At 40.4% G+C, this 23,078-nt stretch carries 21 protein-coding genes; 19 read left to right on the forward strand and 2 right to left on the reverse strand.

Translation table 11 applies throughout. From position 1 onward, the window contains the following. Positions 1-303 precede the first annotated feature (303 nt). From argH to MVE01_RS07105, 5 genes are all read left to right on the forward strand, one after another. Positions 304-1,692, forward strand: a complete 1,389-nt coding sequence (gene argH, locus MVE01_RS07085) for an argininosuccinate lyase (RefSeq protein WP_472561480.1) — start codon at positions 304-306, stop codon at positions 1,690-1,692. A 12-nt stretch (positions 1,693-1,704) separates the two neighbouring features. Next, the gene (locus MVE01_RS07090; RefSeq protein ID WP_472561481.1) at positions 1,705-1,932 is read left to right on the forward strand and encodes a hypothetical protein; all 228 of its coding nucleotides are present in this window, start codon (positions 1,705-1,707) and stop codon (positions 1,930-1,932) included. Positions 1,933-1,938: 6 nt separating this feature from the next. Further along, the gene (gene mntA, locus MVE01_RS07095) at positions 1,939-2,352 is read left to right on the forward strand and encodes a type VII toxin-antitoxin system MntA family adenylyltransferase antitoxin (protein WP_472561482.1); all 414 of its coding nucleotides are present in this window, start codon (positions 1,939-1,941) and stop codon (positions 2,350-2,352) included. Further along, a complete protein-coding gene (gene hepT / locus MVE01_RS07100) occupies positions 2,345-2,761 on the forward strand; it encodes a type VII toxin-antitoxin system HepT family RNase toxin (protein ID WP_472561483.1) in 417 nt (138 codons plus the stop codon). The genes mntA and hepT overlap by 8 nt, the downstream gene beginning before the upstream one ends. A gap of 122 nt (positions 2,762-2,883) precedes the next feature. Continuing rightward, positions 2,884-3,810 (forward strand): STM4504/CBY_0614 family protein, encoded by a 927-nt coding sequence (locus tag MVE01_RS07105; protein WP_472561484.1) that lies wholly within the window; start codon positions 2,884-2,886, stop codon positions 3,808-3,810. Between the two features lie 256 nt (positions 3,811-4,066). Here the strand turns inward: MVE01_RS07105 and MVE01_RS07110 are convergent, their stop codons facing one another. Continuing rightward, positions 4,067-4,531: a CYTH domain-containing protein gene (locus MVE01_RS07110; RefSeq protein ID WP_472561485.1), complete on the reverse strand. Its 465-nt coding sequence runs from the start codon at positions 4,529-4,531 to the stop codon at positions 4,067-4,069. A 143-nt stretch (positions 4,532-4,674) separates the two neighbouring features. Between MVE01_RS07110 and MVE01_RS07115 the strand changes: the two genes are divergently transcribed. From MVE01_RS07115 to MVE01_RS07140, 6 genes are all read left to right on the forward strand, one after another. After that, a complete protein-coding gene (locus tag MVE01_RS07115) occupies positions 4,675-5,115 on the forward strand; it encodes a universal stress protein (RefSeq protein WP_472561486.1) in 441 nt (146 codons plus the stop codon). A gap of 125 nt (positions 5,116-5,240) precedes the next feature. Then, positions 5,241-7,016, forward strand: coding sequence for a DUF1800 domain-containing protein (locus MVE01_RS07120; RefSeq protein WP_472561487.1), 1,776 nt, complete (start codon positions 5,241-5,243; stop codon positions 7,014-7,016). A 10-nt stretch (positions 7,017-7,026) separates the two neighbouring features. Beyond that, positions 7,027-8,397 carry a DUF1501 domain-containing protein gene (locus tag MVE01_RS07125; RefSeq protein ID WP_472561488.1) on the forward strand — a complete coding sequence of 457 codons (1,371 nt, stop codon included), beginning with the start codon at positions 7,027-7,029 and terminating at the stop codon, positions 8,395-8,397. Between the two features lie 56 nt (positions 8,398-8,453). Continuing rightward, on the forward strand, positions 8,454-8,789 hold the full coding sequence (locus tag MVE01_RS07130) for a DUF190 domain-containing protein (protein WP_472561489.1): 336 nt from the start codon (positions 8,454-8,456) through the stop codon (positions 8,787-8,789). Positions 8,790-8,795: 6 nt separating this feature from the next. Beyond that, a complete protein-coding gene (crcB, locus tag MVE01_RS07135) occupies positions 8,796-9,176 on the forward strand; it encodes a fluoride efflux transporter CrcB (protein ID WP_472561490.1) in 381 nt (126 codons plus the stop codon). Positions 9,177-9,222: 46 nt separating this feature from the next. Beyond that, entirely contained in the window at positions 9,223-11,058 is a 1,836-nt protein-coding gene (locus tag MVE01_RS07140) for an ABC-F family ATP-binding cassette domain-containing protein (RefSeq protein WP_472561491.1), read from the forward strand. Between the two features lie 140 nt (positions 11,059-11,198). On the opposite strand, the gene MVE01_RS07145 is transcribed toward MVE01_RS07140, so the two are convergent. Further along, positions 11,199-11,552 carry a histidine triad nucleotide-binding protein gene (locus tag MVE01_RS07145; RefSeq protein ID WP_472561492.1) on the reverse strand — a complete coding sequence of 118 codons (354 nt, stop codon included), beginning with the start codon at positions 11,550-11,552 and terminating at the stop codon, positions 11,199-11,201. Positions 11,553-11,674: 122 nt separating this feature from the next. Between MVE01_RS07145 and pheS the strand changes: the two genes are divergently transcribed. The 8 genes from pheS (at position 11,675) to MVE01_RS07185 (ending at position 23,076) form a co-directional block, all read left to right on the forward strand. Beyond that, on the forward strand, positions 11,675-12,667 hold the full coding sequence (gene pheS / locus MVE01_RS07150) for a phenylalanine--tRNA ligase subunit alpha (protein ID WP_472561493.1): 993 nt from the start codon (positions 11,675-11,677) through the stop codon (positions 12,665-12,667). Continuing rightward, positions 12,664-14,994 (forward strand): phenylalanine--tRNA ligase subunit beta, encoded by a 2,331-nt coding sequence (gene pheT, locus MVE01_RS07155; RefSeq protein WP_472561494.1) that lies wholly within the window; start codon positions 12,664-12,666, stop codon positions 14,992-14,994. The genes pheS and pheT overlap by 4 nt, the downstream gene beginning before the upstream one ends. Before the next feature lies 1 nt (position 14,995). Beyond that, positions 14,996-15,832, forward strand: a complete 837-nt coding sequence (locus MVE01_RS07160; protein WP_472561495.1) for a 4-hydroxy-3-methylbut-2-enyl diphosphate reductase — start codon at positions 14,996-14,998, stop codon at positions 15,830-15,832. 7 nt (positions 15,833-15,839) lie between these two features. Next, positions 15,840-17,123 carry a 3-phosphoshikimate 1-carboxyvinyltransferase gene (gene aroA / locus MVE01_RS07165; RefSeq protein WP_472561496.1) on the forward strand — a complete coding sequence of 428 codons (1,284 nt, stop codon included), beginning with the start codon at positions 15,840-15,842 and terminating at the stop codon, positions 17,121-17,123. Between the two features lie 128 nt (positions 17,124-17,251). Continuing rightward, complete coding sequence (locus MVE01_RS07170) at positions 17,252-18,904, forward strand: 30S ribosomal protein S1 (protein ID WP_472561497.1); 1,653 nt, start codon at positions 17,252-17,254, stop codon at positions 18,902-18,904. 118 nt (positions 18,905-19,022) lie between these two features. Next, entirely contained in the window at positions 19,023-20,612 is a 1,590-nt protein-coding gene (gene serA, locus MVE01_RS07175; RefSeq protein WP_472561498.1) for a phosphoglycerate dehydrogenase, read from the forward strand. Positions 20,613-20,839: 227 nt separating this feature from the next. Continuing rightward, a complete protein-coding gene (locus MVE01_RS07180) occupies positions 20,840-22,282 on the forward strand; it encodes a TolC family protein (protein ID WP_472561499.1) in 1,443 nt (480 codons plus the stop codon). Continuing rightward, a complete protein-coding gene (locus MVE01_RS07185) occupies positions 22,279-23,076 on the forward strand; it encodes an efflux RND transporter periplasmic adaptor subunit (protein WP_472561500.1) in 798 nt (265 codons plus the stop codon). Before MVE01_RS07180 ends, MVE01_RS07185 begins: the two co-directional genes overlap by 4 nt. The last annotated feature ends 2 nt before the right edge of the window (positions 23,077-23,078 follow it).

The following is a 23,078-nucleotide window of genomic DNA, read 5'->3' on the forward strand; positions in this document are numbered from 1 at the left end:
TATAATGTTATTAGAAAAGGTGACCATCTCCCTTTCAAGAGAATTTGTTTTACTCCTTGTCCAAATTTGTAAACTTCCTTGTTTTTTCTCTCTTGATCCGGTTATCTTTTACAGAAGAGCCTTTCTTTCTTATCTCCCCTAGATATAACTTCCTTTTAAGGCTCTTCGTTTTTTTACTCTTTATCATCACTTAATCAGTCATAATCATTGTATTCATGAGCATTCCAAAAAATCATCAAAAACCTTCTCATATTTACTTTACGATAAAATACCAACAATCAATTACTATCTAGGAATATAACTATGGCTAAAAAAATAGCGTCTGCTAGAATTTCACAGAAGAGTTCTCAACTGCTTCAGGATCTCAACAACTCATTGCCTTTTGATAAGGTGCTTTACCGCGAGGATATTGAAGGGTCACGTGCACATGCGTATATGCTTTGTGAGCAGGGTATCATAAGTAAAGAGGATTATGAGCAGATAGAGTCTGGTCTTTATGAGATACTGGGTGAAGTGGAGTCTGGTGCCTTTATGCTTGATGGTGATGATGAAGACATCCATATGGCGATAGAGGGTAGACTGACTGAAAAAGTAGGTGATGCAGGGAAACGTCTGCACACAGCCAGAAGTCGTAATGACCAAGTAGCACTTGACTTTAGACTCTACGTACAGAACAACACCAAAGCCATAGCAGAGCTACTTTTAGAAAACATAGAGACTTTGGTAAAAGTAGCAGAAGAGAATGCTGATACAATGCTTCCTGGTATGACACACTTACAGCATGCACAGCCTATTAACTTCGGTTACCATATGCTCGCATATGCAAGTATGTTTAAACGTGACTATGAGCGTTTTATGAGCTCTTATGAGCGTAATAACTACTCTCCTATAGGTTGTGCAGCATTGGCTGGTACGCCACACCCTATCAACCGTCAGATAACCTCTGACAAGCTAGGGTTTAATGCACCGACACTCAACTGTCTGGACACGGTGAGTGACCGTGACTTTGCTTTGGAGATACTCTTTAACATCAGTACGATGATGATGCATATGAGCCGTTTGAGTGAAGAGCTCATCTTGTGGTCTGCTGCTGAGTTTAAATGGGTGACGCTTAGTGACAGACATGCTACAGGCAGTTCCATCATGCCACAAAAGAAAAACCCTGACATTCCAGAGCTTCTACGTGGAAAAACTGGACGAGTGAACGGTAACCTAGTGGCACTGCTTACTGTGATGAAAGGCTTACCACTTGCCTACAACAAAGACATGCAAGAGGACAAAGAGGGTGTCTTTGACTCTGTACGCACAGCAACACTCAGCCTGCAAGTACTGGAAGAGATGATAGCAGACATGACTGTAAACAAAGAGGCGATGGAACGTGCCTGTATGGTAGGACACCTGAGTGCGACAGACTTGGCAGACTACCTCGTAAAAGAACAGGGCTTACCTTTCCGTGATGCCTACCACATCACAGGCAATGTCGTCAACCTGGCAGAAGAGAAAGGCTTAGACATCTCAGAGCTTAGCTTGGTAGACCTGCAGAGCATCGATGCACGCATCGGTGAGGGTGTGGTGGCACTGCTCGACAACCGAGCTTCTATGAATGCCCGTCAGTCTGAGGGTGGTACTGCTACGGTTAGGACTCTGGAGCAGGTGGAGAGTTTGAAGGGTTGGCTTAAAGAGCAAAAGTAGGTATAATAATTTATGAAGTTTGAATACGATTTAACAAATACTGAACAGAGTAAATTTTATAGATCTATGGATGCGTTGGATTTACCGACTAATCTTTATAGTTTTGAGGTATCTACTATGGATGAAATTTCAAATCGTATAGATAAAGCTGAAGAGAATGCAGATTATATTGAGCATGAAATTTTTTGGAAAGAACTAGATAATCAGTGTTTGAAAAAACAAATATGGAAAGGAGTTTAGGTGATATTGAAAAAATTAGATAAGCAACTGATTATTGATACTCTAAAACAAGAGATACCTAAACTCCAAGCACTCTATCTGTTTGGTAGTCAGAATAATGGTTCTGCTACGAAAAAGAGTGATGTGGACATTGCTTATTTGAGTCAAAAGCCTCTTAGCTCTTTGGAACGTTGGGATATTTCTCAAAAATTGGCTTCGTTACTTTCTCTTGATGTTGATTTGATAGAACTCTCTACTACCAATACTATTTTTAGATACCAGATTCTCTCTACTGCTGAACGTATTTATGGAACAGGATATGAGGTAGAGAGTTTTGAGACTTTGGCGTATAGTTTTTATCTTCGTTTTCAGGAGGAGCGTCAGCCTATAGTGGATGAAATTTTGAAAAATAAATCTGTTTTTGGAAATGCCCATGCCTGATGTCGTTCTTAATAAAATTCAGAGTATTGAAAAGTGCTTGAAGCGCATACGTGAAGAGTATGTAGGTTTTGAAGAGAGTTTTGAAGAGAATTATACTAAACAGGATTCTGTGATACTCAACTTAGAACGTGCTTCACAAGCGAGTATTGACATTGCAACACACATAGTAAAAACTAAAAATCTAGGACTACCAAATACTAGCCGTGAGTTATTTAGTATGCTTTTGGATGCAGGTATTATTAGTGAAAATATTTGTAAACAGATGCAAGGAATGGTTGGGTTTCGTAATATTGCTGTGCATGATTACCAAAATCTTAATATTGAGATAGTGGTGGCTATAGTTGAGAAGCATCTTGGGGATTTTGAAGGGTTTGTTAGAGAAGTTTTTGAGGAGTATTTGAATGTTTGATTTTGCTTCTATGAATGCTAGGATGTCTGAGGGTGGTACAGCTACGGTTAGGACTTTGGAGCAGGTGGAGAGTTTGAAGTTGTGGATGGGAGAATTGAATTAAATAATTTAAAGGAAAACAAATGGGGATATTTGATCTATTTTCTAAACGCAAAAAAAGACTTAGTGGAGAGATACATGATGTATATCAATATGACGATATTAATGATACATTTCGTGTTCAAATAGTTCATATAATTCGTGATACTTTAGGAAAGGATCAGTATTATTCAAATCAATCTTCTAAGGCTTTTAGGTTCATACATAAGACCTTATGTAAAGAATATGGTATGTTTTCTTTAGATCAGCATGCTAATTCTGACGTAGATGCAATTTATAATTTTTTTCTTTCAGTAGATGATTATGAAAAAGCTCTTGATATTATTGAATTAAGCTTTAGAGTAATCAATACAATTGTTAGAGAAGATAATTATCAATATAATACTGCTAGTATTGTGCAAAAACCAGATGATGCAATTAATGAATTAAATGAAAGATTTAAAGAACATGGTACAGGATATCAATTTGAATCAAATAAATTAATTAGAATCGATTCTCAAGTTATTCATTCTGAAATAGTAAAGCCTGTTTTAGTAATTTTACATAATAAAATATATTCTGGTGCTAACGAAGAATTTTTAAAAGCTCATGAACATTATAGAAATAGTAGGTATCATGAATGTTTAAATGAATGCCTAAAGTCATTTGAAAGTACTTTAAAAACTATATGTGATAAAAATAAATGGGTATACCATAACAATGATACAGCTAATAAATTAATCAAGATTTGTTTTGATAATAAACTTATTCCAGATTATATGCAAGCACAATTTACATCATTACAATCTTTATTTAGTAGTGGTGTACCAACAATTAGAAATAAAAATTCTGGGCATGGACAAGGCGTAAAGCAAAATAATATCACATCTGAAATGGCAAGTTATATGCTACATTTAACAGCAACGAATATTTTATTTTTAGCAGAACAAGATAAAACAATTAATAATTAGTACACGCCACTTTTTAGGACAAAAAGTATATATCGATTTAAACTTTAAATAGAATTTTAATTTCCTCTCGTTACTACGTTATACGTGGTAATGGATACTTCCTTAAATCACTAAATAAACTTTTCTCTGGAAATAACTTCTCATATTCATTCTCACACAGAGCATGGGAACGAAAGCAACATTTTATTTAGTTATTGAATGTTTTTTTGTGCGTATCAAAGGTGCGTTGGTAAATGTACCTTTGAATATGATAGGGTTACCAATTAGAATACGGATGCTCCACAAGATTTGAATTAAAATATCTAACATCATCGGTGACCTCTTTGGTTACCCAGCTAGGCAAAGTGAAGGCTTCTTCTTCACTGTCTAGCTCTACTTCTGCCACAACCAACCCTTTGTTACTCCCCTCAAAAACATCAACTTCCCATGTATGTCCCTCATACTCTACCAAATAACGCATCTTCTCTATGACAGAGCTTTGACAAAGTGCTTCTAGCATGTCGTTGGCATCTTGCAGTGGGATGGGGTACTCAAACTCTAGCCTGCTTGCACCCACACTTTTACCTTTGATGGTAAGAAAGGCATCTTGATCGCGTATGCGTACTCTGACGGTGGTGTGGTCTACCGTTTGGATGTAGCCTTGTTTGATGGTGTAGCTATTGGTCAGCGGTGGTAGCTTGTCTGTGTCTATAAGAAATTTACGTTCGATTTCGATGCCCATGGGTTGCCTTATTGTCTTAAATGGTTTATTATAGCGTTTGGAAGATTGAGTAGTGATAGAAAAATTTGATATACTTGAAAATGTAAATGTCTAAAAGGCACAGCATCAAAGAAAGTGAAACCAATTTATATAGAGGAGTAAATATGCATTATCTGGTAGCAGTAGATTTGACAGAACCAACACAAAAGATCATTGATACGCTTATAAAATGTGTGAATAAAGAGAAAGATCGGGTGTGGTTACTGCATGTGGCAGAACCGGAACCTGATTTTGTAGGTTATGATGTCGATACCCCGCCCATAAGAGAAGCAATCGCCAAGCATTATCATGAAGATATGTGTGATCTGGAAGCGTATGAAGCACAGATAAAAGCGCAGGGAATACGCTGCCAGTCACGGATCATACAGGGGGTTACCGTTGATACTGTTTTCAAAAAGGCAGAAAAGTGGGCAGTAGATATGCTGATAATCGGCTCTCACGGAAAAGGTCTTTTACGAGAAGTACTGTTGGGAAGTGTGAGTGAAGAGATAGTACGGCGATCGACATTGCCTGTTTTAATAGTGCCTGTGCATCAGGATGTATAGTTTTTAATGTATCTGCCATATTTGTAGCTGAATATTGATGTACCATGGTTGGCGGGAAAAGTAATGTAATATTAATATTGGAGTAATGAAGATATATTACTATCGTATTTATTGAAAGGATAGGCATGTTAAAAAAGATCATCTTGCATGGAGTACTCTTAGGACTTTCTCTTTTTATGTTCGGATGTGGAGGTTCCAGTACCGGGAATACGCAAACAGAAACCCAACCTGTAGCAGGGGGAGATCCCGGGAATGATACCAATACAACCGTATCGGTTTCGCATAAAGTAACATCACAGCAGGAAGCCTCTTCTTTTTTGTCTCGGGCGACGTTTGGAGCCACTGAAGAGGAGATAGCGAGTCTGGTCAAAGCAGGGGATTATGATACATGGCTTGATGCACAGTTCGCCAAAACACCCAGCTATCATGTGGCATGGGCACACAGCCATGCCAAGGGGGTCAATGGTATTGCCGATCTTAATAGCAGTAGAGAGGATTGGAAAAAATACAGTGATGGCTTAGGTGTACTGCAGCGGGATGCCTGGTGGGACATTGCAGTCAACGGGGAAGATCAGCTTAGGCAACGGGTGGCGTTTGCTCTGAGTGAGATACTGGTCATTTCCAGAAATGGTCCGCTGCTGACCTTCCCCGATGCAAGGATATCGTACTATGATGTGCTGGTCAAGGATGCTTTTGGCAACTTCGAGACATTGCTTCAGGATGTGACCTACCATCCGGCGATGGGAAGGTATCTGAGTTACCTCGGCAATGCAAAAGGTGATCCGAAAGTAGGTTCTCATCCGGATGAGAACTATGCCAGAGAGGTAATGCAACTCTTTACAATCGGTCTGTATGAGCTAAATATGGATGGAAGCAAAAAAACAAAAAAGGGCAAGCCGATCCCTACCTATACTCAAGCCGATATACGCCAGATGGCGAAGGTTTTTACCGGACTGAGTGATGACAACGGACAGTTTGAAGCTGAAGCATATTTTAACAGTTTTCATGCCAGAACGGCACCGATGGCAGCCTTTGAATCAGAGCATGATAGCTCAGAGAAAAAGATACTGCATGGACAAAAAGTGATCGCAGCGGGTGGTGATACCAAAACAGATATTAATGCAGCACTGCATATACTTTTTATGCATCCCAATGTGGCACCATTCATTTCAAAACAACTGATTCAACGATTGGTGACAAGTAATCCGTCACCTGAATATATGGAAAGAGTTTCCAAGGTCTTTGCCGATAACGGCAAAGGTGTCAGAGGAGATCTTAAAGCAGTGGTCAAAGCGATCCTTTTGGATGATGAGGCACTGCGCGGCAAACATGATCCGGACACTTTCGGTAAATTCAGAGAGCCGCTGCTGTATGTCTCTCACCTTTTCAGAGCCTTTCATGCAAAAAATGGTGAACACACGCTTCAGCAGGGAGACACCAAACTGTACCGATACCAATCATTTAACTTTAACGGTACTGGGATGATGAAACAGGAGGGGCCGCTGGAGGCGCTGACGGTCTTTAACTATTTTAGCCCTGATGATGCACCTTCTGTTCTTAAAAAACAGGGACTTGCAGCACCAGAACTGGAGCTCTACGGTAAGGAGGGTATTGATGATGTGCTGATGGGGCTGATTACCAAAAATGGCTTTGTGTATCGACTCTACAACATCACAGCAGAGTTGCAGCTTGACACAGAGAAAGCGCTTGTGCATGAGAAAAAATACGATGCGCTACTTGATCGGCTCGATTTAGTACTAACTGCCGGAGATCTCAGTGCCGATACGAGGAAAGCCATCAAAAAGTATATGCAGGAGCATGCAACGCTTGATGATGAAAAGCTCGTACGCTATACGATTGGTCTGGTGATGACTTCACCTGACTATGCATTGCAGCAATAAGGAGAAGAGAATGAAAACGAACGGAAACAGAAGAGATTTTCTTAAACAGACTTTGGCAGGAGTTGCCGGTATCTCTCCTCTGATGGCAATGCTTGGTTCTATAGAAAAGCTGGAAGCTGCAAATATCGGGAATGAGTACAAGGCGATCGTCTGTGTGCTGCTCGAGGGTGGCGCTGATGTGTGCAATATGATCGCACCAGTAGAGGATGATGCCTATGCCAAATATAAAGCAGTGCGAAAAAATATCGCGTTACCGCAGGTGAGTCTGCTGAAGATCACCGATGCTTACGGAATGCGTGAGAACATGGGGGCGATGCAGAAGCTTTACCTCGAGAAAAAGCTTGCGCTTGTTGCCAATGTCGGCACGCTTGTAGAACCCGTTACGGCGGAGGAGGTCAGAAGTGGAGCAAAGCCGGTGCCTTTTGAACTTTTTGCACACAATACCCAACGGGATCAGTGGATGCTTGGAGATGCCGCTGGCAGCAGCAATAGTGGATGGGCCGGGCGTACAGCAGACCAGTTCTATGCCGCAGGAGATACAGCATCTGCCTACTGCAATGTCAATGCAGCAGATGTCAATACACTGCTTCTTTCCGGAGGCAGAGAAGAGGCGATACATTTCAGTGATGCCAGTATCTCTCCGGATACGATGAAACGCTATGGGTTTGGACCCGAATCCGGTGGCAGTGATCTGGGTGAAGTCTATCAGAAGATATATGAAGAAAAGCGTGCAAACAGCCATAAAATGATGGCAGAATTTTCTAAAAAAAGAGTAGCAGAGCTGGATCGTCCAGATAAACTGGAAGGGCTTTTTGACGGGGTAAGGGAATTTGAACCATTCAGTACCGGTGTCCATGAAGTAGGCAAGCCGCTCGGTTCACAGCTTGAGCTGGTTGCCAAGATACTTTCTGTCAAAAATAACTTCCCGGGCTCTATAAAACGGCAGATCTTTTTTGTCAATCAGCACGGCTGGGATACCCACGACAGTGACAATGCGCATCAGGTAGGGTATCTGAGTGAGTGTCTGGGGACTTTCCAGGCTGCGCTTGAAGAGATGGGGATCGCTGAGAGCGTGACTACTTTTACCATCTCAGACTTTGGTCGTTCGCTCAGTCCCAATGGTGCCGGTACCGACCACGGCTGGGGCTCGCACGCCTTTGTGATGGGTGGCGCCGTTAAGGGAGGTGAGATCTACGGCAGTATGCCAAGTATAGAAATGGATTCCCCCGATGCCTGGTACGACAGACTGGTACCGACCACCTCCATGGAGAGTTATCTTTCGACGATAGTAAAATGGTTCGGTGCAACTACAGATGAATTGAACATGATCTTCCCGAATTTACATACTTTCAAGACAAATGGCATGGAATATATGGCATAAGTAAGCTATTTTTCAAGACATGCTATAATAACATGAATGTATGTGAAGGGATGATTTTGAAACGTTATATCGGTAAAAAAAAGATCGCTAGAATCTATATAGATAATCAGGATAAATTTGAAGGTAAAGCGCTCTGGGAAGAGATATTGTTTAAAGCCAAGGCTTATGGTCTCTCCGGTGCTACTGTTTTTAAAGGTGTTGCAGGCATGGGTGTGCATAGCCAGATAAGAAGCTTTAGTGTGTTGACCATTTCGCAGATTCTGCCGGTAGTCATAGAGATCATTGATGATGAAGACAAGATCATCGGTTTTCTTGAAGAGATAGACTTTATGATAGAAGAGGGTCTGACGACCATGAGTGACACTGAAGTCATTACCTATAAACACAAGTAACAGACCATGAATGTAACACTTTTATTGATTATTGGAATGGGTGGATTTTTTGGTGCGATCTCACGCTTTGTGATAGCAAGTTTTGTACAAAATGCTTCAGGTACACTTTTCCCTGTGGGTACTTTGAGCGTCAATGTTCTTGGCAGTTTTATTATTGGATTTGCAGCCATGTTCTTTGCACAGATGGTGGAACCGGAATATAAAGCTTTTGTAATGACCGGTTTTTTGGGGGCATTGACAACTTTTTCAACTTTCTCTCTGGAAAATGTGAATATGCTTCAAGATGGGGATTACTCCAAAGTGGCACTCAATATATTTCTCAATGTGGTACTGACTATCTCTGCGACTCTTTTGGCGATTATGCTATTTAAGAAGATATACACATAACCTTTCGCTATAATCGCGTCAAAATATATATGACGGAATAGCAACTATGATACAACTTACCAACCTCTCCAAAAGCTTCGGTGGACAAACACTCTTTAACGATGTAAACTTTAAAATGCAGGCACAGCAGAAGATAGGCTTTGTCGGGCGTAACGGATCTGGGAAATCAACCCTGTTTAAAATGATACTGGATGAAGAAAGTCATGACAGTGGCGATATCAGTATCCCTAAGAACTACCGTATAGGGACACTTAAACAGCACCTTGTTTTTACAGAAAAAACAGTAAGAGAAGAGTGTGCACTGGTACTACCTGAAGATGAGCAGTGGAACTTTTACAAAATAGAAAAACTTCTTTTTGGACTAGGGTTTACAGAGGCAGATTTAGACAAAGATCCTTTGAGTTTTTCTGGTGGGTATCAAATACGTATTAACCTCGTAAAACTTTTGGCAACAGAGCCTAATATGCTCTTGCTTGATGAGCCTACCAACTACCTGGACATTCTTTCTTTGCGATGGCTTAGAAGCTTCATTAAAGAGTTTGACGGTGAAGTGATACTCATTACGCATGACCGTGATTTTATGGATTCTGTAACCACACATACGATGGGCGTGCAGAGAAAAGGGCTTCGTTTGGTGCAGGGTGACTCACATAAATACTACGCTACCCTTGAGATGGAAGATGAAACCTACGAAAAGACCAAAGCCAATCAGGATAAGAAACGTAAAGAGTTAGAAGAATTTGTAGCACGAAATAAAGCAAGAGCTTCTACTGCAGCACTTGCACAGTCCAAACAAAAAGAGTTGGATAAGATGGGTGAGATGGAGGATTTAGCAACCGATACGAACCTCTCTTTTCATTTTAACTATAAGGATACCCCTGCAAAGATCCTTTTTCGTGCAGAGGAACTGGGTTTTGGCTATAACCCGGATGAACCGCTTTTTCAAGGTGTCACTTTTGCGATGGAGAAGGGCAAGAGGCTTGCTATCATTGGAAAGAACGGTAAGGGTAAATCGACTTTGCTTAACTATATTGCCAAAGAGCTGGAACATCAGCAGGGTAAGCTTGAGTATCATCCTTCAACTGTATTTGCACACTTTGGACAGACGAATATTGAGAGATTAAATGTAAAAAATACGATCGTAGATGAGATTGTTTCTATGAGTAAAGAGATAGGCATCCCTCAGGCGCGCAATATTGCAGGGCGTATGATGTTCAGCGGAGAGCTTGGAGATAAGAAAATAGAGGTACTCTCCGGTGGAGAGAGAAGTCGTGTGATGCTTGGGAAGATTATTGCAACCCCTGCGAACCTGCTTTTCCTTGATGAGCCGACCAACCACCTTGATATGCAATCCATTGATGCATTGGCTGATGCCATCGATGAATTTGAAGGTTCACTCATCATGGTCACGCACTCGGAGATGCTTTTAAGACGTCTGGCGGATGCACTGATCATTTTTCATAAGGGAGGGGCTGAGTATTTTGACGGGACATACGATGAGTTCCTTGAAAAAATAGGCTGGGAAGAGGAAGAGGGAAGCAAACCTAAAAAGAAAAAGCCGAAAATTGACTATAAAGAACGAAAAAAACTTCGTAAGGCTGTGACAAAAGAGAGAAATGAACTGAGAAAACCCTATACGTCAGAAATTAAAACGTGTGAAGAGAAGATAGAAGTTTTGGAAGAGGAAATGGCTGTAAAAAATGAGGCTTTGGATAAGGCTTCAAACTCAGGTGACAATGATGCCATTATGGAGCTTTCCAAAGAAGTCGGGCTTGTACAGCAGGAGATTGATGCTTTGTTTGAGAAGTTGGAGATTGCTTCTGAGATAGATGAAGAGATAGTGGCGAAGTATGAGTTGAAATTGCAGGAGATTGACGAATAGAGCTAAATTTATAGTTGTATTTTAAAGTTTTGTTGTTGTCAGGGGACAACACCCTTACGTTTTTATGACAAGTTTAAAAAATAAATATATTTCAATTTCTGTAGGGTGTTGTACCCTTACAACACCAGAAATATGAAGCCCTACAAACTCTTATGCGGATCCTCATGATGGTGATCCCATACCAGTTTTCCTCCGCCAAGCATGTGGAAATGAAGATGATCTACTTCTTGCCCTCCGTCCTTACCATTATTGGTAACAAGTCTGTATCCAGTTTTGTCAATACCTAATTTCGTTGCTACTTCCTGAGTAAACTCTGTGAGTCCTGCCATAGTTTCAGGGCTGACATCCTGAAAACAGTCTACATGGTTTTTTGGGATGATAAGCACATGAACAGGTGCTTTGGGATAGAGGTCATGAAATGCCAGAAAATGGTCACTCTCGTGCACCGTATTGTTAGGGATCTCTCCGTTTACGATCTTACAAAATATACACATAAAAATTTCCTTTAAATTTCTTTGATATATTTAATTATAACACAGAAGAGGAACAATAAATCCCCTTATTATAAAATTTTAGATAAAATCACGATTATTATCATGCTAGATATAGAGGTTTTATGAAAGAATTAGAAGAGAAGATCATTCAGGCAGATTCGCTTGAGACACTGGAAAAAGTGCGTGTAGAACTTTTCGGTAAAAAGGGTATTTTATCGGCTCAGTTCGCGAAGATGAAAGATGTCCCCGGCCCCGAGAAAAAGGCATTTGCAGAGGGACTTAATAAAAACAAAGCTGCTTTACAGGCAAGTTTTGACGCACATTATGAAGTGTTGAAAGCTGAAGAGATAGAGCGTTTACTTAAAGCAGAGGCGATCGATGTGTCACTCTATGGGACAATTGCACACAAGGGTGCACTGCATCCTGTCATGGAGACAATGGATAAGATCATTGACTATTTTGTGGCACTGAATTTTGCAGTAGAGAGTGGTCCGATGGTCGAAGATGATTTTCATAACTTTGAAGCATTGAACCTTCCCAAATATCACCCGGCACGTGATATGCAGGACACTTTTTACTTTAAAGACGGCGGATTGCTGCGTACACATACCTCTCCTGTACAAATACGTACGATGCTTGAGAGAAAACCTCCTATTCGTATGATTGCTCCGGGTACGGTTTTCAGACGAGACTATGATCTTACCCATACACCGATGTTTCATCAGGTAGAGGGACTTGTGGTTGATGAAAAAGGCAGAGTAAGTTTTGCGAATCTTAAGTCCATTTTGACGGATTTCCTACAGTATATGTTCGGTGAGGTAGAAGTACGTTTCAGACCGAGTTTTTTTCCATTCACCGAGCCTTCGGCGGAGGTAGATATCAGCTGTATCTTCTGTGAGGGAAAAGGATGTCGTGTCTGCTCCCATACAGGCTGGCTGGAAGTACTTGGATGCGGGATCGTTGATCCTAATGTCTTTAAGTCAGTTGGCTATGAAGATGTAAGTGGCTATGCCTTTGGTCTGGGTGTGGAGCGTTTTGCAATGCTGATGCATAAGATACCGGACTTAAGAAGTCTGTTTGAGGGAGATATAAGATTGTTGGAGCAGTTTAGATGATAGTCACAAGAAGTTGGTTAAATGAATTTATAGATCTAAGTGGTATCTCAAATGAGAAACTCTATGAAACATTCAATGCTATAGGGTTGGAAGTTGACAGTATCAATGAGATCAAAATTGCTGAAAAAGTGCTTGTGGGGAAAATAGTCTCTTGTGAGAAGCATCCGGATGCAGACAAACTGAATGTCTGTCAGATCGATGTAGGTACGGGTACGCGGCAGATCGTTTGTGGCGCTGCCAATGTGGTAGATGCAGAGTATGTGGCAGTGGCAACTATTGGTGCTGTACTTCCGGGTAATTTTGAAATCAAACATGCTAAACTTCGCGGTGTAGAGTCTGAGGGAATGGTCTGTGCCTCTTCTGAGCTTGGACTACCCGATACAGGCAAGGGGATCATGATACTGGATGAGAGTATCGGTGAACTGGAGGTTGGGCGTGAATTCGGCTCTTATGAAAAAGTGGCTGATACGATCATAGAGCTTGAATTGACAGCCAACAGAGGAGACTGTCTTTCTGTGTATGGTGTGGCAAGAGATCTGAGCGCTGCACTTGACCTGGAAATGAAGCCGTTTGAATATAAACAGGCGGAAAAAATGAAGCTTGGTATTGCCAGAGAGGCAGAACTTCATACCAAAGGTGATATTGCTGCTGATCTGTACTATAAACTGGCAACAGTCAGTGCATATGAAAATAATTTTCTCATTCAGTTGCGTTTGGCAATGGTTGGTGTGGAAACTGAAGGCAAACTGGCTTCCATGTTGGCATATGCTACCCATACAACAGGAGTGATACTGCGTGCCTATGACAGCAGTATGTTTCGTAATGATGAAGGCAAGGTTGTTGTAAAACCTACTGCTGTCTCTGAAGGTATCATTGAGATACGCAACCATGAAACATTGAGTGTTGTCGGGGTGAATCAGAAAGAAGAAGCGATCGCTACAGACAAGACTGGAACTATTCTTATTGAAGCAAGCTATATCAATCCTGATCTTTTGGTTGAAGCGGTTGCATCAACGAAGCTTAAAACAGATGAACTTTACTATAAAACATCAAGAGGAAGCAACCCTGATCTGCCGTTCGGTCTTACATTTTTGGCTTCACTGCTTGACAGCTACAGTGACATTAACTGTTATGAAGGGTCACTGAATGTTGATGTGGACAGAGAGCATGAGACTGTAGGCGTCTCGGCACGTGAGATATCTTCTATTATCGGTATGGATGTAGAGCTTGGCAGGATCGCCACGATCTTGCAGAAACTTGGATTTGAGATCAGTTCTATGGGTGATGATGCCATTGCAGCCATAGTACCTTTGTTTAGACATGATATTAAACATATTCAGGATATTGCTGAAGAGATTGTCCGTATTATCGGGATCAACAATATTGAAGCTAAACCTCTGACATTTGTAGAAAAAAATCGTCTTAATGATACAACAGACAGATACAAAGCAAAAAAATCATTTAAGGGGCGTGCTGTAGGTGCAGGATTCTATGAGAATGTCTCTTATGTATTCTCACAAAGAGCCGATCTGGAAAAGTATGGTTTTCCTGTAGTAGAAGAAGCACTTGATCTTGCCAATCCTATTGCCGAAGAGCTCAATACACTTAGAAGTACAATTTTGGTAAACCTGCTTAATGCAGTAAAACGTAATGTGAGTTATACCCAAAAGTCCATTCCTCTTTTTGAGATCGGTGCTGTATTTGGCAGGAAAAGAGAACAGTCAGAAGTACTTTCTTTGGTCTTCTCAGGACAGGTAAGTACAGAAAATGTAAGCAATGCAGGGAAACCGAAAACAATAGATTTTGCTGCATTTACCCAAAAAGTAGGGGCAGTCATAGGCAGCTTCGAACTGGTACCTTGTACGCAAAAGAATGGTTTGATCCATCCTTACCAGTCTGCTGATATCATTATAGATGGAAAAGTATGTGGATTTATGACAAAACTGCATCCTACAGTACAGGAAGCATACGGTATTCCGGAGACATTCGTGGCAGAGTTGGATTTTGATGCATTGCTTCCTAATCATATCAATGCAGAACCTATCTCTAAATTTCAAGGGGTATATAAAGATCTATCTGTCGTAATAGATAAATCCATAAGCTATTATGAAGTGGCTGAAGTACTGAATTCTCTTGATCTGTCTATGTTAAAAGACAGTTATCCTGTAGATATTTATGAAGATGAGAAACTGGGAGATAGAAAGTCTCTCACGGTACGTTTCTTCATACAGTCTATGGAAAAAACATTGGAAGACAGTGACATAGAAGCGGTCATGAGCCAGATCATGGGAGCACTTGAAAAAGAGTGCCGTGCAGAATTGAGATAAGATGAAGATACAGTTAGCATCAAGTTACGGATTTTGTTTCGGTGTCAAAAGAGCCATTAAGATAGCAGAAGAACATCAAGGGTCAGTAACCTACGGCCCTCTTATTCATAATAAAGATGAGATCAATCGTCTACAGGAGGGGTTCGGGATAGGTATTGCAAGAAGTATTGATGATGTCAATACTGATGATGCAGTTGTAATACGTACACATGGTATTCCAAAGAATGAACTCTCTCAGCTTAAAGCACAGGATAACAAGATTATTGATGCGACCTGCCCCTATGTGACCACTCCCCAGAATATTGTCTCCAAGATGAGTGAAGAGGGCTACAGTATCGTGATCTTCGGTGACAAGAATCACCCTGAGATCAAAGGAGTTGTCAGTTATGCAAAAGATCTGAGAAACGCCTTCATTGTAGAAGATGAAGAAGCGCTGGAAGGTTTGCCGATACTTTCTAAAGTGGCACTGGTTGCACAGACTACAAGAAAACCTGAAGATTTTTTAAAAATAGTAAATGCCCTTATTTTAAAACATAAAGAAGTCAGGGTATTCAATACCATCTGTAATGCAACCTTTGAAAACCAGGATGCAGCAGCAGAACTGGCGAAAGATGCAGATGTTATGATCGTCATAGGGGGAAAACACTCTTCCAACACGAAACAGTTGCACTCTATCTGTAAAAGTTACTGTGATGATAGTTACTTGATAGAGAATGAGAATGAACTTGAATCTTCATGGTTTGAAGATAAAACGCTTTGCGGTATCTCGGCGGGTGCTTCCACACCGGACTGGATCGTACAGAATGTTATTGATAAAATCCAAGAGATAGTTAAGTAGAATACCGATGAATCAATTGACGTTGAAGCCCATTAAAAAAGTAGAAGGCACTATCAATCTTCCCGGGTCAAAGAGTCTTTCAAACAGAGCTTTGCTTCTTGCCAGTCTGGCAAAAGGCACAACGAAGATCACAAACCTTTTAGAAAGTGATGATACCCGGCATATGCTGAGCGCATTGAAGCAACTGGGTATACAATATTCGCTATCAGATGATAAAACAGTATGTACCATTAGAGGTAACGGAGGAGCTATCTTTTGTGAAGAACCCCAGAAGCTCTTTTTGGGAAATGCAGGAACTGCCATGCGTCCGCTTTGTGCAGCACTCTGTTTGGGTAAAGGCTCCTACCTGCTTACGGGTGAACCCCGTATGAAAGAGAGACCTATTGGGCATTTGGTAGATGCATTGAGACAGGCAGGGGCAAAGATCACTTACAAAGAGACAGAAGGGTACCCTCCCATTATGATAGAAGCTGATGGATTAAAAGGCGGAAATGTAGAGATAGACGGTGCCATCTCCAGTCAGTTCCTCACAGCACTGCTTATGGCTGCACCTTTGGCAAAGGAAGATATGCATATTACCATACTGGGGGATCTTGTCTCCAAACCCTATATTGATATTACGCTTGATATGATGAAAACCTTTGGAGTTGAGGTGAGCCATGACAACTATAGGCAGTTTCACATTAAAGGCGGACAGTATTACAGAGCGGTCGATTCATTCTTGGTAGAGGGAGATGCCTCTTCAGCCTCTTACTTCCTTGCTGCTGCAGCAATAAAAGGTGGAACGGTTAAAGTCACAGGTATCGGTAAAAAAAGCATACAGGGTGATGCAGTCTTTGCGGAGGTACTGGAAAAGATGGGTGCCAAGGTAGAATGGGGAGATGATTTTATTGCTGTGACAAAAGGTACGCTTCACGGGATCGATATGGATTTCAATCATATACCCGATGCGGCAATGACCATAGCTACTACAGCACTGTTTGCCAAAGGTACGACTACTTTGCGTAACATCTACAACTGGCGTGTCAAAGAGACAGACAGACTTTATGCGATGGCAACAGAACTTCGAAAAGCAGGAGCGACAGTGGAAGAGGGAGAGGATTATCTGAGTATTACTCCGCCAAAACAGATCAAACATGCTGCGATAGATACCTACGATGACCACAGAATGGCAATGTGCTTCTCACTTTTGGCTCTTGATCCGGTCTCTGTAACTATTAATGAACCTGAGTGTACGGCTAAGACTTTTCCAACCTATTTTGATGTGCTTGAGACAATAAGTCTTTTTTGATGGGTTATATCTGAAAACATCGTACTTTCTTCCTGTGCGATGTTTTTCATTTCTTCTTTCCAAAATTCAACTACTTTAAATAAAAACAGGTATAATAACGCAAAATTTGTGTACACATAAGGATAGGTATGAAGTTCGAAGATATCGAAATAGAAGAAGTAGATTTTGAGGCGATGCTCGAGGAGTCGTTCAAAAAATCAGAGTCAAGAAGTGATTTGGTTACAGGTACGATCGTTAAAATAGATGAAAAAGACAATCTGGTAGTTGTTGACATCGGTGGTGGCAGAGATGCAAACCTTTCTCTTGATGAGATCAAGGATGAAGAGGGAAATGCTACATTTAAAGTAGGTGATGAAATAGTAGTTCTTAACCAGGGAAGAGGACGTATTTCATACAAAGCTGCACAGGCCAGAGCAGCATTGAATGAGTTTATCGAAGAATACGATGAAGAGCAGGAATATATCATCGAAGGTGTGGTCACCAAGAAGAATAAAGGCGGATATGTTGTTGAGGTTGACGGTCTTGAATTCTTTATGCCAAGAACACTTTCCTACCTCTCTTCCAAAATAGACCCGATCGGTAAAAAAGTAAAAGCTGTTATCGTTAAAGTAGATAAAGAGAAAGGAAGCGTTGTTGTTTCCAGAAAAGAACTTATTGAACGTGATAAAGCTAAAACAGATGAGATCGTAGGTGCGTTGCTTGAAAATAAAGAGCCGGTAGTCGGTACGATCAAAAAGATCACTTCTTACGGTATGTTTGTAGATGTAGGTGGAATGGACGGTCTTGTTCACTATTCACAGATCTCTCATAAAGGACCGGTAAATCCTTCTAAATATTTCCAAGAAGGTGATGAAGTCAATGTTATCGCACTTGAGTATGATAAAAAGAAAAGACATCTTTCTCTTTCCATAAAAGATGCAAATCCTGATCCTTGGGCTGACATTGATTCTATTATTGGTGTAGGCGATACAGTTACTGCTACAGTTTCCAATATTGAGCCATACGGTGTATTTGTTGATCTTGGTGAAGATCTTGAAGCATTCCTTCATGTATCTGAAATTTCATGGGATAAAAATGTGAAGCACCCTAAAGATTACTTAGAGAATAATCAAGAGATCAATGTTGAAGTGATCGAGATCGATAAAGAGGGAAGAAGGCTCAGAGTAAGTCTTAAAAATCTTCTTCCAAAACCGATGGATGCATTTACAGCTGAAAACAGAGTCGGTGATGTTGTGACAGGTACTGTGACATCTATTACTGACTTTGGTGCATTTGTAAGAGTAGGAGCCGTTGAAGGGCTTCTTCATAACCAGGAGATCTCTTGGGATAAATCCAAAAATGCCAAGTCAGAGCTTAAAGTGGGTGATGAAGTAGAAGTGAAGATCATTAAGATCGACAGAGATGCAGGTAAAATTTCACTCTCTAAAAAAGCACTTGAAGACTCACCGGTAAAAGCATTTGCACAAGATCATAAAAACGGTTCTATCGTAACAGGTACAGTAAAAGATAAGAAAGATTTCGGTGTATTTATTTCACTTGAAGACAATATTGATGCACTCATCAGAACAGAAGACCTTCATCCTCTTAAATTTGATGAGATAGAAAAAGGTCAAGAGATCAAAGGTGTGATCAGTTTTATCGATGCTAATTCTGACAGAATCAGAGTTTCTGTAAAAAGACTTGAGCGTCAAGAAGAGAGAGAAGCCATGGAGCAACTTAACCTGGATCAAGATGACAGCATGACTTTAGGTGATGCATTTGGTGACAAATTCAAAAAATAATCATTTTATTATGATGCTACATGAACCTGCTTTGTGTGTAGGTTCATACGACCAGGTCGTATACTCTTCAAATAGTTACTATTAGGGATTCCCTAAAATTTTACAAAAAGGTTTTACCATGTCAAAAAAGACAATCGTCGTTTGTGACCATATTCATCAAACAGGATTAGATATTCTTGCAAATGATAATGAAATAGAACTTATAAATGCAGCAGATGAGCCAAAAGACAAACTTATCTCTGAGATCATTCCATTGGCAGATGTAGCGATCACCCGTTCTTCTACGGATGTAGATGAAGCATTTTTGGCTTCAGCACAAAAGATCACAGCGGTGGTTCGTGCAGGTGTCGGTGTAGATAATGTTGATATTCCCGGTGCCAGTAAACAGGGGATCGTAGTTATGAATGTTCCTACTGCCAATACTATTGCCGCAGTGGAGCTTACTATGGCACATATGCTCTCTTGTGTCAGACAGTTCCCGTATGCACATAACAACCTGAAACTTGACCGTGTATGGAGAAGACAGGACTGGTACGGAACTGAGCTGAAAGAAAAAAAACTCGGGATCATCGGTTTTGGTAACATTGGTTCACGTGTAGGTAAACGTGCAAAAGCATTTGAAATGGATGTTATTGCCTATGACCCGTATATTGATTCAAGTAAGGCGACTGATCTTGATATGGGATATACAAAGAATTTTGAAGATATTCTGGCGTGTGATATTATCACTATTCATACACCAAAAACAGAAGAGACCATTGGTATGATTGGAAAAGAAGAGATCGCCAAGATGAAAGATGGTGTGATCCTGATCAACTGTGCAAGAGGCGGTCTTTATGATGAAGATGCACTGCTTGAGGGATTAAAATCAGGCAAGATAGCTATGGCCGGGATTGATGTATTTAATAAAGAACCTGCTACGGATCATCCGTTGCTTGATCTGAATAACGTAACCGTTACTCCACATCTTGGTGCCAATACCAAAGAGTCACAACGAAATATTGCGATTCAGGCAGCAGAGAATGCGATCTCTGCAGCTAAAGGTATTGCCTATCCAAATGCATTGAACTTACCGATTAAAGAAAATGAACTTCCTGACTTTGTCAGACCTTATCTTGAATTGGTGCAAAAAATGGGGCATCTCTCATCTCAGGTCACCAAAAGTGCAGTTAAATCTATTAAGGTCGCAGCCAAAGGCCCGATCGCTGATTATCTTGCATCTATGCAGACATTTGCTACGGTTGGTGTACTGACTGAGTCACTTGCTGACCAGGTGAATTATGTCAATGCTGAGTTTGTAGCAAAAGAGCGTGGCATTGAACTTGGCACAGAAGTAAAACCAAATACCAGTGGATTTACCAATAAGGTCTCAGTCAAGCTGACGACACAAGATGGTACGATCACTATTGCCGGTACGGTGTTTGATGATACGGTACAGCGTATTATCGAGATCGATGATTACATTTTGGATGTTGAACCAAAAGGTACTATGATATTCTTTAGAAATACAGACACTCCGGGTGTGATCGGTAATGTCGGACAGATCATGGCTGAGAACAGTTTGAATATTTCTGATTTCAGACTGGGACGTGACAGTAAGCAACAGGCACTTGCTGTTGTCAGGGTTGACGGACAGGTAACAAAAAAGGTATTGGATGCCCTTGCTTCATTAGAAGCATGTATCAGCGTCAGTCATGCTACGCTCTAAGGAATAAATCTGCATTATACAATCTCTATTGTATGATCTGCGATAAAATTTTTCATAGGTTTCCACCTATGGAGAGATATCATCTTAAATATTCAAAAAAATTGATACAAATCACCATTTTTAATCATTAAATTAAATTCAATTGGCTATAATCGCGTTATTATTACAGTAGCGTAAGGCAGTGCCATATCTTGTGCTATAATAAACCTTTTATATCAGGAGTTTATATGATGTTTGTCAAAAGAGCCTTTTTATTATTGATCATTACGTTACCTCTTTTTGCGGGGGTAAAGCATTTAACATTGAATCATGCGATCAATATTTTGAAAAAAGACAATCTGGAGCTGAAGGTAGCACGCTTCAATGAACAGATGAAAGCGTATGAAGCAAAAGCTGCCAAAGGGCATAACTACGGCAAACTGGATGTAACGCTCATGGGTATGCGTTCCAATGATGCAGGAAATGTCTTTGGCTTTAAACTCCAGAGTCGTGAAGCGAATTTCGGAGATTTTGGAGCGCAGGAGTTTTTCGAGAACTTCAATGCCGGAAGAGATCCGTTCACTCCACCTCCAAGTCGACTGAACTACCCGAAAGCAAGAAACCATTTTCAAACCAAATTCTCTTACATGTTACCGCTTTATACGGGGGGTAAGTTGACAGAATACGGACATATTACAAATTCTTTGTATCATATGAGCAAATTCGATACAAAAAAGTTACTGAATGAGAAGATATTTCAAACCAAAAAAGCTTTTTATGATATCTCTTTGGTGGAACATTATATTACAAATCTCTCTAAGATCATTCGTAATATCGGAAAGCTGGAATCCATTGTAAGGAATATGCAAAAAGAGGGCTATGCAAAAAACATAGACCTTCTTGAAGTACAGGCACGTAAAGCTGAGGCACAAAGTATGTATAATCAGGCAAAGCTCAATAAAGATCTTGCCTATCAATTTCTCTCATTTTTGCTTAATACAGAAGTAAGTTCTATTAAAAGAATGAATGATACAGCACCAATGCCACGTGTCACAAAAAACAGCCTTGAATCAAACAATATTGATATTCAGAAGGCACTTTTGGGGCTGCAGATCACAAAAATGGCAGTCAATGTAGAAAAAGCCAACTTTCTTCCGACTGTAGGTGCATTTGCAGAATACAGCAGTGCAGACAATGTACTGTGGAATGAATTTTTGGACAAAGATGCCTATACAGTAGGGGTGCAGGTCAAATGGAATCTTTTCAATGGCGGTATTGATGCTGCAAATCTTGAAAAGGCAAAAGTGCATTACCTCATGGTCAATGATCAGGTAGAATTGGCGAAAAAAGGTATTGCTTTAAAGGCAAAGAAACTTAAAACAGAGATATTAAGTGCCAATGCAGATATTCAAAGTTATAAAAAACAGCTAAGATTTGCCAAAAAAGTATATGAAAACTACAGAGCACGCTATAAAGAAGGGATGGTTTCCATTTCAGATGTATTGATAAAACAGTCCAAAGAACTTGAAGTACTTCTAAAATCGTTGACTGCAAAAAATACTAGAAATACAAAAATATTTGAACTTGAAGCATTGATCAACAAGCAAAAGAGTGCAAGTGTTTACAATGTTGAAAAAATAGTAAAACCAACAGAGACGAACAGTACGATAACCAAAGGAGAGAAAATATGAAAAAGATCATTGTATTATTTGCCATGCTACTGCTGACAGTGGCAGGTGCGATAGAGATAGACTTGAGCGGATCGGTAGTTTCAGATAATCAGAAAATGATGACCAGCCGTTATATGGGATTTGTGAAAAATATGGCTGTGAGTGAGGGGGATATCGTTAAAAAAGGACAGCTGCTTTATGAGATAGACTCCAAAGAGATAGAATCTGCAGAGAGACAGGTAGACCTTGCTATATCTCAGGCAAGACTGGCACTTCAGATGAACAGGAACCAGTACAACAATGTGTTGACAAACCTTGCACGTCACCAAAGACTCTATAAAAAGAAGATGGTTTCCAAATATGAATTGGAAACACTGCAGCTTGCAGCCAAAAACCTGAAAGACATGGTAACAATTGCACAAGAGCAGGTAAAACAGGCACTGGCAAAAAAGCAGGAAGTACTTAATCAGTATAACTATTTAAAGATAAAAGCACCCAATGACGGTGTGATCGTTGCAAAAAAACTCAATGAAGGGGAAATGGCGATTCCCGGTATGCCTGCTGTGATCCTTACAGATCTTAGCAAATTAAAAATCGTTGCTGAAATTTCAGAGACACAGCTTAAATATATTAATTTAGGTAAAAAGGTAAAAGTTGAGATTCCTTCACTTGGATTCGCTACTACCGGAAAAATAAGCTCTATTATCCCAAGTTCCAATCCTATGACGCATAAATTTAAGATAAAGATCACATTCGATCATAAAGGTAAATCTGTTTATCCTGGAATGTATGCCAAAATCTTTATTAGGTCATAATG

It is taken from the genome of Sulfurovum sp. (assembly GCA_026990595.1).
Classification (GTDB): domain Bacteria; phylum Campylobacterota; class Campylobacteria; order Campylobacterales; family Sulfurovaceae; genus Sulfurovum.